Raw genomic sequence first — 14,676 nt, 5'->3', positions numbered from 1 at the left:
ATACGTTCTCGATATCAACGTTCCCTAAACTTTCGTACCAAAGTCGCAAATTAGGTATCTATTATGACGGATCTGCTTCTTTTTTAACCTGGTTTTTAGGTTTTCTCCTCTGATTTCTCTTAGGCTTAGGTTTCTCTCCATTTTCAGACGGAGATGACGACGTGGCAGAAACTGGTTTGGTTTTCCGTCTGTTTGGATTACTGTTTCCGTTAAATCTTCTGGGCTCGAAAACCGGAGCATCTCCCAGGCCAAGTTCGGCGGTTACCGCGCGTTTTTCCACTTCCTTCTCAAACAGTCGCTCGATTTTCAGGACATATTTCTGATCATGTTCATTGATGAACGTGATCGCAATACCTTTGGAAGCTGCGCGCGCTGTACGTCCAATGCGGTGGACATAATCTTCAGGGTCTTTAGGCACGTCATAATTCACGACATGACTCAGGTTATCTATATCAATACCGCGGGACAGAACGTCAGTAGCTACCAAAACAGGGAAGGTTCTGTTTTTAAAATCCCGAAGCACCTGCTCTCTCTCCGTTTGATCCGAATCCGAAGATATACCTCTTGAATCCAAACCCAGTTTCCTGAGTGCGCGAACGATTGTATCGACTGTATTTTTCCTTGACGTGAACAATACCATGCTAGTATCTCCCGCCTCTTTCAAGAGGTGAATCAGCAAGGGAAGCTTTTGATTATCAGTGGCCAGGTAAAACTGCTGATCAATTCTTTCGGCTGGTCTTGATACCTGAAGCCTGACTTCTTCGGGCTGGTGAAGTATTCGTTTCGCAAGCTCTCCGATTTTGGGAGGCATGGTTGCCGAAAACATCAATGTCTGCCTCTTGGCGGGCAGGAAACTCATTATCTTCATGATATCCCCCAAAAATCCCATATCCAGCATGCGATCCGCCTCGTCCAGAACCAAGTGCTTAAGATGACTGAAATTGACATATCCTAACTGCAAATGTGCGATTAACCTTCCGGGAGTAGCAATAATGATGTCAGCACCTTGCGTCAGTGCTTTCTTCTGCTGATCCCATTCAGGCCCTTTATTGCCCCCATATACTGCAATACTCGTCGCTCCCACAAAATACCCAAGACCCTGGATCTGCTGGTCAATCTGAACCGCCAGCTCGCGGGTAGGCACCAATATCAATGCACCAGTCTGCTCGTTGCTTTCATGAGCGACCTTGTCGAGAATAGGTATCAGATATGCCGCAGTTTTACCCGTTCCCGTTTGGGCACATGCCAGCAAATCCTTCCCTTTCAAAATATGTGGAATGGCTTGTTCCTGAATAGGTGTAGCCTGGTTATAACTCATGGATTCCACCGCGTCAATGACGTCCTGATGGAGTTCAAATTCATTGAAATTCAAAGTTCAGCTTTTTAGAGTTAACTATACTTTCGTTAACATATGTTTAATACTAGCTGACTTTAAAATCCGAGTCAGCAAACCGCCTGATTTTCATCAAAGATAACAAATAAAATACTACTATAAAATATGACAAACTTCTTCCACATTATACGTAGTTTAAAATAAAAAAAGAGAGCAGGTAAACGAGGAGAAAAACGCCCCCAGATACCTGCTACTCTATATACTACCAACAACTTTACTCAACAAATACTTCCTCTAATTCCCTTTCCTCCTCCTTTGTATACATTCTTGATCTGGTGATAAACCGCACGCCCAAAGGAATCTCAAGCGAAAAACTGGCCCCGCGCCCGGGTGTGACATCGATGGTAAGTTGCGTATGCTTCCAATACTCAAACTGGTCACGGCTCATGAAAAATTCGCAACCGGCTATCTCACCCAGCTTCACGTCGCTATCTCCTGTTTTAAACTCGCCTTTTTCAAAACACATTGGCTGCGAGCCATCACAACATCCGCCGCTTTGATGGAACATCAATTCTCCATATCTCTCTCTCAACTGGTTTATCACCTTTTCTGCCTCCGCGGTCACCGTCACTCTTCTGGTCATTTCCGTTTTGTTAAGTTAAAAAATGGGGAGCCAACCCCTTAACTCCCCCATCATTCTACCCTCCTCAGATCTCAGAAAAACCCAAGCTTATTTTGATCATAAGAGATCAACATGTTCTTAGTCTGGCGATAATGATCCAACATCATTTTATGGTTTTCTCTACCAAAACCTGATTTTTTATATCCACCAAAAGGGGCATGCGCTGGATATGCATGGTAATTATTCACCCATACCCTACCCGCTTTAATGGCCCGCGGAACCTGATACAGCTCATGAGCATTTCTGGTCCAAACACCTGCGCCTAATCCATATAGGGTATCATTTGCAATCTCAATCGCTTCCTCCGTGGTTTTAAACGTAGTTACGCATACAACAGGCCCGAAGATTTCTTCCTGGAATATCCGCATTTTGTTATGCCCTTTAAAAATCGTTGGCTGGATATAGTACCCACCTGAAATCCCGTTTTCAAATTTCTGCGCCGCACCTCCTGCCAATACCTCTGCTCCTTCTTCCTTTCCTATCTGGAGATACGACAGAATTTTTTCATACTGATCATTAGACGCCTGGGCCCCCATCATCGTAGTTCCGTCCAGCGGGTGTCCCATTTTGATGGCCTTCGTGCGCTCAATAACCCGACCAATAAATTTTTCATATATACTTTCGTGTACGAGGATCCTGGAAGGACAAGTACAAACTTCTCCTTGATTTAAAGCAAAAAGTACCGCTCCTTCAATCGCTTTATCAAAAAATGCATCGTCTGCATCAGCGACAGAAGGGAAGAAGATATTGGGAGACTTTCCTCCCAACTCCATCGTCACCGGATTCAGGTTTTCAGATGCATATTGCATGATCAGACGACCAGTGGTAGTTTCACCCGTGAAAGCGACTTTCGCAACTCGTGGTGATGAAGCGAGGGGCTTTCCAGCTTCCACGCCAAAACCAGTGACAATATTCAACACCCCAGCTGGGAGGATATCACCGATCAATTCCATCAATATCATAATAGAAGTCGGCGTTTGCTCAGCCGGTTTTACAACAACGCAACAACCAGCCGCCAGCGCAGGCGCAATTTTCCAGGTCGCCATCAGCAATGGAAAGTTCCATGGAATGATTTGGGCAACTACCCCAAGCGGTTCATGAAGGTTAATGCAAACTGTATTTTCGTCATGCTCTGACACGGAACCTTCCTCGGCGCGTATTACGCCTGCGAAATACCTGAAATGATCAACACAAAGGGGCAAATCAGCCGCGCGCGTTTCTCTGATCGCTTTTCCGTTGTCAATAGCTTCCACAACCGCCAGATATTCAAGATTATCCTCGATGACCTGCGCAATTTTCAATAAAATATTGCTTCGATATGCTGCTGCCGTTTTGCTCCATGTTGCGAACGCAGCGTGTGCTGCATCCAGAGCCAGCTCAATATCCTCTTTTGTTGATCTCGCAGCTTTTGTGAATACTTTGCCATCAATCGGTGATTCGTTGTCGAAATATTCTCCCTTAACTGGATCCACGAATTTCCCGCCAATATAATTTCCATACTTTTCCTTGAACTGAGGTCTTTTAGCCAAATTTTCGTTCACATGGGTTTGTGAATCCAAATCCGGGCTTGCAATTGTAGTATCCATAATTTGATCAAGAGTTATAATGAATTATTAATTCAAATCTAGATTTAACAATTGTGAATCATTGGTACAATCGTTCCATTGTGTCGCACAATTATCTCATTTATTCAAAAAACATTTATATTTATATAAGAAGATGAGCATAACCATATCTTTGTTCATTCCTCCATCGTTTTGTTCATAGTACCTATCCAAAAGTTAACCGCTTCCCAGAAAAGTAAATCAATATGCAAGGCTTCCAGTTGAATCACGTCGCAATTTCTGATGAGAAATCACTCAAGACCATGGTGGAAAACAGGCGCGCTTTTTCACTTCAGAACTGCGAACTGAATGTGTTTGAAACCTTGCAGACATCGGCGCTGGTACCCCTTACCTTTTCTGACTTTGTAGTAACCAGCATGCTCCGGGGTAAAAAGGTGATGCATTTGTTTGACAAACCGGGCTTTGACTATCTACCCGGCGAAACGGTACTTGTTCCTGCGAATGTTACCATGAAGATTGATTTTCCGGAAGCTACAACCTCAAACCCCACGCAGTGCATCGCCCTGGCATTGGATCAGAGCAAAATCAAACATGTCTTGCAGGTATTAAATGAGCGCTATCCAAGAGAAGATAAAAACCAATATTGGGATCTGAAATTCAATGAATACCATTTCCTGAATAATATAGAGCTGGCTCAAAATCTTAACAAGCTCATCAAGATTTGCTCAGGAAGTGATCTGGGAAAAGATATTCTGGCGGACTTGGCCATTCAGGAGCTGATTGTTCATATTATCCAGTCTCAGAATCTGCAGGCATGCGAACATGAAAAAGTGGAACCGGATCACGCTTTAGGTTATATCATCGCTTATATAAAAGCCAATATTACCGAGAAGATTCACGTCGATAAGTTGAGCGAAAAAGCTTGCATGAGCAGAGCATCCTTCTATCGCGCATTTAAAAGGGAGTTCAATATCAGTCCGTTAGATTTTGTGTTGAACGAAAAAATCAAGAAAGCGAAGCAACTTCTGGCTGTTTCTGACAGCAGTATTACCGAGATATGTTACGAGCTGGGATTCTCGGATTTGAATTATTTTGGAAGACAGTTCAAAAAAATGGAGGGAATTTCTCCCTCCCAATATCGAATTCTTACCTCACACGCTGGCTGATATTACTCAGTCAAAGGCTTAACCTGAATATCCTTATAATACACAACGCTTTTCGGGTCATGCGCCTGCAAAGCAAAAGTGCCGCTGCTGATGATCCGGCCTTTCATATCGTCGTTGCGGTTATCTAACTTTTCTTCGTAGTCGACAACCACCTTGTCATTGATTTTGATGGTGATATGCTTGCCTTCTACGATGATATGCTCGGTATACCACTCGTCATCCTTCGCATAATTTTCTTTGATATCGACCACATTGTACAAACTTCCTGTACGCTTCCAGTCTGTATGTGAGTTATTTACCTGCACCTCATATCCCTTAGCCGGCCAGCCTGTTTCCTGATAAGCCGTATGGAAATAAATTCCTGAATTCGCACCGGGCTTAGTCATTACCTGTGCCTTAAACTCAAAATTTTTGAACATATGGTTTTTAATGGCTCCGTCATAGAACAAGTGCGCAACCGGCCCGGCCACCTTTATCGTACCATCCACTACGCTAAAGGAAGACGCATTATTCCCAACTTTCCAACCGTCCAGGTTTTTACCATTAAAAATCGATATCCATCCATCCTGCGCGAAAGATGAAAGACTTCCTGAAAGCAACGCCAGCACCAATACGGCCCGGCCAAAAAACTTGTGTTTCATATGTGCGAAATAATGTTTTGCTAAAACTTTTATTCAAAAAGAGAAGTCCGGCTTTAAAACTACTCTTTGAAGCTTGTATTTAACTTTAAGGCGGGAAGCCCGTTATATTTGAGACAAAATTCACACGAAACAGATGCCAAATCCGTATATCTCACTCCTGTCGACATCCTGGCGATATGCACGCCGTGACAAGAAACGCTATGTATCGGTATACCTGCTTTTTATCATGGCCAACGTCGTTTTGGCCATTCATCCATTGATATATGGCTGGTTTATACAATCAATACAAACAGAGCCCGATGCTGTGCTATCGAATGTAGCCTTGTACGGATCTGCATATATGGCGCTAACTCTGGGGGAATGGGCATTTCACGGCCCGGCCAGGATAATGGAGCGAAAGCTGGCTTTTGATCTTAGCAAAAATTTCCTGGACGAGATGTATCATCAGGCACTTCATTTACCTATCAGCTGGCATCAGGATCACCACAGCGGCGCAACGATCAACAGAATAAGAAAGGCATATGAGGCTTTGAAAGACTTTTTTCAGAACGGTTTTATGTTTTTGCATGCCTTTTCAAAGTTTGTCTTTTCATTCATTGCAATTGTCTGGTATTCGCCACTTTTTGGTTCAATCGGAATTGCAATTGGTGTTCTTACAATCTATATTATTTTCAGATTCGATAAGCCGTTCATCAAGGCACTGGACGAAACCAACGAAAAAGAACATATTGTCTCCTCAACGCTTTTTGACAGCTTGTCCAATATTGTAACCGTCATCACGCTGAGGCTTGAAAAAAGGATGCAGAACAGTTTGATGAAAAAAGTGGCGGATGTTTTTCCTCCATTTCGCCGGTCTGTGGTCATCAATGAATGGAAATGGTTTGTTGCAAGTATACTAATCGGCGTTATCTATATTGTAGTTACCGTTGGATATATATATCAACAATATACGCCGGGACAAGCATTTCTGGTAGGCGGACTGGTCACACTTCTTGGCTATGTCAACCAATTTACCAGTGTCTTTCAAGACGTGGCGTGGCAGTATACCGAGATCATTCGATATAATACTGAAGTTCAGACTGCCAGAAATATTTCCGAAGCTTTCGCAGAAAATCATTTGTCCGTCGGGCAGGAAGAGCTTCCTCCTAATTGGCTTGATATCAGTATAACAAACCTTAGTTTTACTCATGGGCAAGACTATGACAATATTAAAGCACACAGCCTTCACAGTGTTGATATTCGTATTCAAAGAGGACGAAGAATCGCTTTCATAGGCGAAAGCGGCAGCGGTAAAAGTACGCTGCTGGCCATATTGAGGGGACTCTATGAGGCCGAGCCAAACGCCAATGTCGTCATTGACGGAAAGACAAAATCGTCGATGGGAGCCCTGTCTGACACGATCACACTATTTCCTCAAGACCCCGAAATCTTTGAAAATACAATTGCATACAATATTACCCTCGGACTTCCATTTGAGAGTGATGACATTCTTGAGGTTTGTGATACCGCTCATTTTACCGAAGTGATTGGCAAACTTCCTAACGGCCTTGAATCTAATATTCAGGAAAAAGGAGTCAACTTATCAGGAGGACAAAAACAGCGGCTTGCGCTCGCCAGAGGCGTGTTAGCTGCCCGAAGTAGTGATATCGTGTTGCTAGACGAACCAACCAGCAGCGTGGATCCAAAGACTGAATCGCTTATATATGATAAAATGTTTGAGGAATTTAAGGAAAAAGCCATACTTTCTTCGCTGCACCGCCTGCATTTGCTCACCAAATTCGATTATATATATATTCTCAAGGATGGACGAATTATTGACGAAGGGAATTTCGGCCAACTGAAAAATAACAGCGTCTATTTCCAGGAACTTTGGAAACATCAGGAGCAGCAACAGCAATAGAGTCTATCTTACGAGCGTAACAGCACCCTTATAATCAAGTTTCTCACCACTGTTCAGTTCTACTTTAATCTTGTAGGGGTACGCCCCAGCATTAACCAGCGCACCTTTGTAGCTGCCATCCCAACCACTGGCAGGATCGGAGGCAATAAAATTGACCTTATTAAATATCACTATGCCCCAGCGATCGTATATCGTCATTTCTGTCACCAGCTTCACACAACTATTTCCATAGACAAAGAAAATCTCGTTTTTACCGTCCTGATTTGGAGTAAAAACGTCAGGAACGATGATCCCACATGGCCGGACCGTGACTGTAACCCGTGCCTGTTCAGCACAAATATTCTCATTATCCGTAACCAAAACGGTATAAACCGTCGTTACGGCGGGACTCGCCTTGGTATCCGGACAAGTGGAGCAAGACAACCCCTCATCCGATGTCCAACTGTAAGAATAAGCACCAGCAGGTGATACCATAGCATGTAACTCGGCCACTTCTCCGGCAACGATATTTACGTTTGGTGTAACTGTTAAATCTACCTCCTTGACATCCAAGTTGGTTGTGACAAGGCTATCACACCCTGTTGGAAGGGAAAATAAATTAGTGTATGTGCCTGATTCCGTATAGGTGGAGTCTCCCACTTTTACTTGCTCTCCTCTACAAATCTGCAAATCCTGAGTAAATGCCGCTTTTGGGTTTACCGTCAAATTTAACGTAACGGTACTGTCACATACGTTGCTCGTGCTCACGTTCCTCACGAAAATTCCGGACGTTCGATAAACTGTATCTCCAACTGCTACTTCTTCTCCTTCACAAATGCTTTTTGCAAATTCGTAAGATGCCTGGTTAAACCTGATCTTATATTCGAGGCCCAAAGAGCAAGACTCATCCAAGCTCGCCAGGGGCACCATCTGAACGTTAAATTTGTCACCCAGATTCGCCTTTACTTTAATTGCCTGGGAAGTTTCACCGGTATTCCAGGTATATTTTCCGAAGCCGGACGGTGCTACAAGTGTCATATAGCCCTCCTGGTCAGGACAACTCGATGCGGCGCTGATTTCAGATTTCAAGCATTGGGCGTCGAAATAGGCATATCCAAAATGTCCCCTTTGAGTACAACCATGGGCAGTCACAACAATCGTTATCGTTTGACCGATATAACTTCTCAGATCAATCGCCCCGGTTGTCCAGTTGCGATATTGAATATCACCATATGTTTGAAACCCGTCAACTGTATTATTACCCTGTAACTGAATATCATAGTTGCTGCACGTTAACGGATCACCTTTGCTGTTGAAAATTTCAATGTTGAACCCAGGCTTCTGATATGATTCATGATTTTGCGTTCCACCTGAGGTATTTTGCAACAAAACGGCGAATTTATACTGAAACAAAGTGTTGTCGCCGGTAACGAGATATTCTGTCTTTATTCGAGTAAAATGCGTTCCTGTTGACATATTCCCAATCCGAATCGAATGCGTACTTCCGGGAGCAACCGCCGATATGGCGGCAACTTTCGGATCACTACCGTCAGAGGCACTTGTAATATAATGTTCGTTTTCACGTGTTCCGTCGACCTCGTTGAGATATACCACCTTTTGATTTTGATCATCCACCGTACCGTAGCTCAGTTTCCAACCTGAGGTATTTCCAAGTTCGAAACCAATATTATTGCAGTCAACCTGTGCCTCAGCGAAAAAGGGCAAAAGGGCAAAAAATACGTAGTAAAATAATTTCCTCATTTTTATACAGGAACAATATTTTCCTCAAAATCATAATCGACTAATTTCCAGATATATAGTAGAATAATTTCAGACGCCCGCCTTTAGAATAAAATATTTTATGTAGAACGGTTTACCTGCTGGAATACTCTTTGTAGTACGCCTACCTAGTAGGTTTTGTTGCAGTTGGGAACAAAGAGAATATTATATTTATTTCAGAAACGTAAAAACGTCCAGTAGAATGGTTTTATTCTACTATTCCAGCATTATTAAGAAATTAATGATAGAAAATTTTGGAAGAAGTCGTGTATTTTCACTTAAATTTGCTCAATTGTGATAGACTCAATATTTCGGAAAACTGGTATTTGCTGTTCAATATAGTAAATAGCAAAGATTCGTGAATCCGGAAAAGATTATGCTAGACTGGCTATTTAAAAAGGAAAAATCCAAGGAAACTAACCTTGCCCGAATTGGGATTGATATTCATTCCCACCTCATACCCGGAATCGACGATGGTGTCGAAACGGTAGAGGAATCGCTGGCTATGCTCCGAAAATATGAGCAATTAGGATATGATACCCTTTTTACCACACCGCACGTCATTTGGGATTGCTATCGAAATACACCTGATATTATTCTGTCTGGACTTGAGGAAGTAAAGATAGCAGCAAAGGAGAATGGGATTGAAATAAGCCTGAATGCCGCTGCCGAGTATTTTATCGACGAACATTTTGTTGAAATGCTTAATAATGGGGAACGTTTGCTTACGTTGCCAGGCAATCGGTTGCTGGTTGAACTTCCCTACTCAACGCCACTGATGAACACTTCGGAAACCCTTTTCTCGATCATTGAGAAGGGTTATAGACCTGTTTTGGCTCATCCGGAGAGATACACCTATTTCCATTCCGACCCGTCAGTTTACGAAAGACTATGTGCGCAAGGCTGTGAGCTACAGGTAAACATTCTTTCGCTGGGAAATTATTATGGAGAAAATGTACATAAAATGGCTGACTGGTTGCTTAAAAATCAGCTGATTACATTTTTGGGTACAGACGCACACAGAATTCAACATCTGGAAATGATAAGTAAGAGCAACAAACAAGGGAGATTGACAGATTACCCTTTTCAAAACGAAAAACTTCGACTTGAAAAGTAAGTTTATCTAGAATTTATCCTACATTTGTAGTTTTAATCCTAATATTACCTGGTAGCATTTTTTCGAAAAAAGAGATCAATGATAATTAACTGGCAGTCACAAGGAATGTATTTCCTACGCACACTTGAAAGTACATGAAAAAAAACGGAAAAGTTTAAGTCATAATTCCTAATAATAAGTCAAAAGCTTGAAAAATTTTACTCAACCATTTTCTATGAAATTCCGTAACGCCACGATAACAAAATCAATTTCTACCCTTCTTCTTGCGTGTATAACTTTTCTAGGAATGTTCACCTCATGCGTGAACCCGAAGACAATTGTATATTTCCAAGGTGACTCTGCCAGGTATTCAATTCAGGAGATTCATCAAAAATACGTGCCCACCATTCAGCCAAACGATTTGTTGTCTATTGTGGTTGGGAGCTTGAATGCAGAGGCAAACGAAGTTTTCAATTCGGCCAATACTGCTACAACAACTAGCATGAACTATTCAACTGCCTCCGGAAGTGGCGGAAGAATTCAGCCACTTGGTTACTTGGTTGACTTTAACGGTGAAGTTAACATTCCGCTGGTTGGCAAAATAAAAATTTCAGGGCTGGAAACTCTGGCCGCGGCCGATACCATAAAAAAACGACTGGAGAAATATCTGAAAGAGCCTTCCGTCATAGTTAGAAACCTGAATTTCAAGGTATCAATCCTTGGTGAAGTTTCTCGTCCTGCCGTATATGTTGTTCCTGACGAGAAAATCACGCTGCCGGAAGTGTTGAGCTTGGCAGGTGATCTTACTATCTATGGAAAACGTGACAACGTTTTGGTGATTCGCGAGGAGAATGGAAAAAGAGAATATGCGCGCGTTGACCTAACCTCCCGTGAAACCTTCAATTCCCCATATTATTATATTCACAAAAATGATATTATTTATGTAGAACCGGGCAAAACAAGAATGAATGCGACCGACCGAATGGTTCAGCTTGCTCCTTTGTTCATTAGTTTGGCAGTTTCTTTATCCCTTATATTAACGAGAATACCTTAACCCCTCGCTAAAAATTGATCACTTAAGAACTTAACGTTATGAGTAGCATGGATAGTTTTAAAAATGGATCCTCGGAAGAGGAAGAGGGGTTTGACCTCCAAGGGTATTTAAGACGTTTTATCAGATACTGGTATTTATTCCCTATATTTTTTGTTGGAGCGCTGATTGCTGCGTTTTTCTATTTACAAATTACCCAGCCTGTTTATTTGTCCAGAACCTCAATCTTGATTAAAGATGAAAAGAAAGGACTTTCGGCCGGAGGTACAAATGAAATATTGGACGAACTTTCTCAATTCGGAGGAAATAAACTTGTAGAAAACGAAATCGAAATCCTGAAGTCGCAGACCTTAATGGATCAGGTAATTAAAGAACTTGATCTTGATGTCGCTTATACTACTTCCAATGGCTTGAAAACGGAAACGCTTTATAAACGCAGCCCTATTTCTGTGACTCCTGAGGTAATTACCAAGGAAGGATATAAGGAACCGCTTATTATTCACGTCGCAGACAAAGACCATTTCAGGTTTAATGATGAAGATCAGGTTTACAAGTTCGGCCAACGTTTTCAAAATAAATGGGGCGCCTTTGTTGTAAAAAAAGGAATGGATGTTGAAGTGGAAGACGTTAACGTCTTCTTCTACGACCCAAGCATTCTGGTGGAGTCAATGATTCTGAATCTCACTGTTGAACAACCAAATGTAAAGAGTACAGTTCTTGAATTGACGTATTCAGACGTTTCTATTCAACGTGGTAAGGATATTCTTAACAAGCTTTTGGATGTATATGTGCAGTCGTCTCTGGCCGACAAGAATACCGAAGCAAGCAATACACTGAAGTTTATTGAAACCAGGCTAGGACTTATAACGGGAGAATTGGGTGATGTTGAGAAAGACGTAGAATCTTACAAAACATCAAAAGGGCTTACGGACATTAGTACTGAGTCTCAGTTGTTTCTTCAAAACATCAAGGAGAATGACAATAAGCTGACCGAAATCAACACGCAGATCAAAATTCTGGAAAGCGTTGATAATTACATTCAGAAAGCGGGCGAAGGAGCACCGGCGCCGGCTACATACATGATCAATGACCCGGTCCTTGTCTCGTTATTAACGAAATACAATGATCTTGATCTTCAAAGAGAACGCTATGCGAGAACTACACAGGCCAATAACCCGCTGCTTGAGACGATCAATACCCAATTAGCCCAGACAAGACAGGCTATTAAGGAAAATGTTCAGAATCTCCGTCGTGGTATGGATGTTACGAAACAAGGGCTAGAGTCAGTTAACACCCGTTTTTCTGCTGGGTTAAGAACGATTCCTCAGAAAGAAAGAGAATATGTGGGCATCAAACGTCAGCAAACAATTAAGGAAAATCTTTATTTGTATTTGCTTCAAAAACGCGAAGAAACGGCACTTGCATATGCTTCTACTGTTACGGATAGCCGTTTGGTGGACGCACCTGTTGCTTCGATAGCTCCGATAAAACCTAAGAAACTCATCATCTGGCTCGGCGCAGGTGTCGGTGGGTTTGCAATACCTTTGATTATTATTAACCTGCTATTTCTGTTAAACAATACAGTTCAAAGTCGTGACGAGATCGAAAGGAAAGCCAACTCATCAATTTTGGGTGAAATTGGATTAATGAAAACTTCCAAAGATCAGCCGGCTTCCGACGCCATCATTAAAATGACAAGTAGAAGTGCGGTTGCAGAACAATTCAGGGCGCTCCGAACGAATTTGCAATATCTCGGAGATGGCAATTGTCGAACAATCATGTTCACATCTTCAATCGGTGGAGAAGGGAAAAGCTTTATCAGTATTAACCTTGCAGCCAGTCTTGCATTTTCTGACAAACGCGTCATCCTACTGGGGATAGATTTAAGGAAACCCTCGTTGCAGGACAGACTGCAGGTTGCGAACAAAAAAGGTGTATCCAATTATCTGGTGGGTCAAACCAATCTGGCTGATCTTATCCAACCGACGGGAGTCCATCCGAAATTTGATGTAATGACCAGCGGTCCTGTACCTCCTAACCCATCGGAGTTGTTGACCAACGGCCGTTTGCCTCAACTTATTGCTGAGCTAAGAGAAGAATATGACTATGTTTTGATCGATTCCGCTCCATATGGCTTGGTTACCGATGCTTCCTTAATTGGAGAGTTCGTTCAAGCGACGTTATATGTAGTGCGCTTTAACTATACTCTTCTGGATCACCTTAGAAGAATTGGAGACCTTCAGAGATCAAAACGTTTCAAAAACTTGAGTATCATATTCAATGGTGTCAATTACGGTGCAGGATATGGCTACGGCTACGGATATGGGGGTTATGGCTACGGTTATTATACGGAGGACGATCCTTCGTCAACCAAATCCAAAAAGTTTGATTTAAAGAAACTGGTTGGTAAAAGCTAGGAATGTTTCAATTAGCATAGCTCAAAGAAAAAAGGCTTCAGGATCTCTCCTGAAGCCTTTTTTCGTAGGATCCCCGCATTTCAAACCAATATTATGGGAGATGATCGAGAATGGCCTCTGATAAGAAAAATACAAAATTGTATATGTTACGTTTATACCCAGCCATCTTCGATAAAATATAACTTTAACGATTGCAGGGTCTAGAATAATTCTCTCGTCTCCTTAGATTGAAGAAAAAAACCTAAATCAAAATTCTGCAATTCGTGGAGGAATATTCTTTATTTAAATAGGATTACTTCTAACAGCATACCGCTGGCAAATTACGTATCATGAAACACAGCTCTGAACCAATCTCAAACCCAAATGAGGCTTTGAGTAACATGCAAGTTCCCAATTAATATGGTAGCAGCGGTAATTCTGGTCTTTTTCCAAATTTCTAGATAATTAATTATATCATGCTTGACTCCCACTCCGAGCACTACACAAATTTCAATATGTTGCGCAAAAAACCTTATCAACCTGCTGGATATTTAATACAATTTATTCTACATTTGTACTAGAATTGGAATTGCATAAAATAAGGAGGATTTCTATATCAATGACTGATCATGAATGCTTCCAGCGCGACCAACTGAATTTGCTATCGCAAGAGCGAATAAATCGATCTTCTCAAACTGATACGTAAAAAAAGCACAATAGACTCATTTACAACAATATATACAATTAAAAATGAGAAAATTCTTAGCTGAGCAACCTGTACCGCTACACGATTTGCCATAAAAGTCGCGTATTGACACAATAATGTTGGAAAATCAACCATAATTCCGGAGAGAAATTGATTTTATCGAATTGTATATTTTAAAGAACTTTACCCATAAAATCTCGTAAAACTACTACTATACACCAACAGCTTTATATTGTAGTAGTCAAACCGGTGCATCCCGATTTGAAAGGCTGGATCTTCACAACGCCCAGTTGCTCGAGCAAGGAGCTTAACCTTCGCCATGGCATTAAATTGAGAAATAAACACCAAAATAGAAATCGGACACTAATTATTTGCACTCCTA

The 14,676-nt window shown here is 41.8% G+C and carries 10 protein-coding genes; 5 read left to right on the top strand and 5 right to left on the bottom strand.

The annotated features are described in order from the left end of the window. Window positions 1–61 precede the first annotated feature (61 nt). From AC1XUD_RS24140 to AC1XUD_RS24130, 3 genes are all read right to left on the bottom strand, one after another. Entirely contained in the window at window positions 62–1,372 is a 1,311-nt protein-coding gene (locus tag AC1XUD_RS24140; RefSeq protein WP_483363605.1) for a DEAD/DEAH box helicase, read from the bottom strand. Between the two features lie 235 nt (window positions 1,373–1,607). After that, a complete protein-coding gene (locus AC1XUD_RS24135; RefSeq protein ID WP_483363604.1) occupies window positions 1,608–1,976 on the bottom strand; it encodes a DUF779 domain-containing protein in 369 nt (122 codons plus the stop codon). A gap of 71 nt (window positions 1,977–2,047) precedes the next feature. Beyond that, complete coding sequence (locus AC1XUD_RS24130; RefSeq protein ID WP_483363603.1) at window positions 2,048–3,601, bottom strand: aldehyde dehydrogenase family protein; 1,554 nt, start codon at window positions 3,599–3,601, stop codon at window positions 2,048–2,050. 224 nt (window positions 3,602–3,825) lie between these two features. Between AC1XUD_RS24130 and AC1XUD_RS24125 the strand changes: the two genes are divergently transcribed. Further along, window positions 3,826–4,746, top strand: coding sequence for an AraC family transcriptional regulator (locus AC1XUD_RS24125; RefSeq protein WP_483363602.1), 921 nt, complete (start codon window positions 3,826–3,828; stop codon window positions 4,744–4,746). 2 nt (window positions 4,747–4,748) lie between these two features. Here AC1XUD_RS24125 and AC1XUD_RS24120 read toward each other — a convergent pair whose 3' ends face one another. After that, window positions 4,749–5,387, bottom strand: a complete 639-nt coding sequence (locus AC1XUD_RS24120; RefSeq protein WP_483363601.1) for a 3-keto-disaccharide hydrolase — start codon at window positions 5,385–5,387, stop codon at window positions 4,749–4,751. Window positions 5,388–5,520: 133 nt separating this feature from the next. On the opposite strand from AC1XUD_RS24120, the gene AC1XUD_RS24115 reads away from it, so the two are divergent. Further along, entirely contained in the window at window positions 5,521–7,287 is a 1,767-nt protein-coding gene (locus AC1XUD_RS24115) for an ABC transporter ATP-binding protein (protein ID WP_483363600.1), read from the top strand. A gap of 3 nt (window positions 7,288–7,290) precedes the next feature. Here AC1XUD_RS24115 and AC1XUD_RS24110 read toward each other — a convergent pair whose 3' ends face one another. Further along, a complete protein-coding gene (locus AC1XUD_RS24110; RefSeq protein ID WP_483363599.1) occupies window positions 7,291–9,027 on the bottom strand; it encodes a T9SS type B sorting domain-containing protein in 1,737 nt (578 codons plus the stop codon). A gap of 394 nt (window positions 9,028–9,421) precedes the next feature. Here AC1XUD_RS24110 and AC1XUD_RS24105 point away from each other — a divergent pair, with 394 nt between their 5' ends. The 3 genes from AC1XUD_RS24105 to AC1XUD_RS24095 all read left to right on the top strand — a co-directional run bounded on the left by AC1XUD_RS24105 (window position 9,422) and on the right by AC1XUD_RS24095 (window position 13,609). Further along, window positions 9,422–10,162, top strand: a complete 741-nt coding sequence (locus tag AC1XUD_RS24105) for a tyrosine-protein phosphatase (RefSeq protein ID WP_483363598.1) — start codon at window positions 9,422–9,424, stop codon at window positions 10,160–10,162. A 286-nt stretch (window positions 10,163–10,448) separates the two neighbouring features. Continuing rightward, window positions 10,449–11,195, top strand: coding sequence for a polysaccharide biosynthesis/export family protein (locus AC1XUD_RS24100; RefSeq protein WP_483363597.1), 747 nt, complete (start codon window positions 10,449–10,451; stop codon window positions 11,193–11,195). Window positions 11,196–11,242: 47 nt separating this feature from the next. Next, window positions 11,243–13,609 (top strand): GumC family protein, encoded by a 2,367-nt coding sequence (locus AC1XUD_RS24095; RefSeq protein ID WP_483363596.1) that lies wholly within the window; start codon window positions 11,243–11,245, stop codon window positions 13,607–13,609. Window positions 13,610–14,676: the final 1,067 nt, after the last annotated feature.

This window comes from Dyadobacter sp. HNCC25DJ184, from assembly GCF_056895215.1.
The sequence above is the reverse complement of the archived record's forward strand: the minus strand, read 5'-3'. Positions and strand labels throughout refer to the sequence as shown.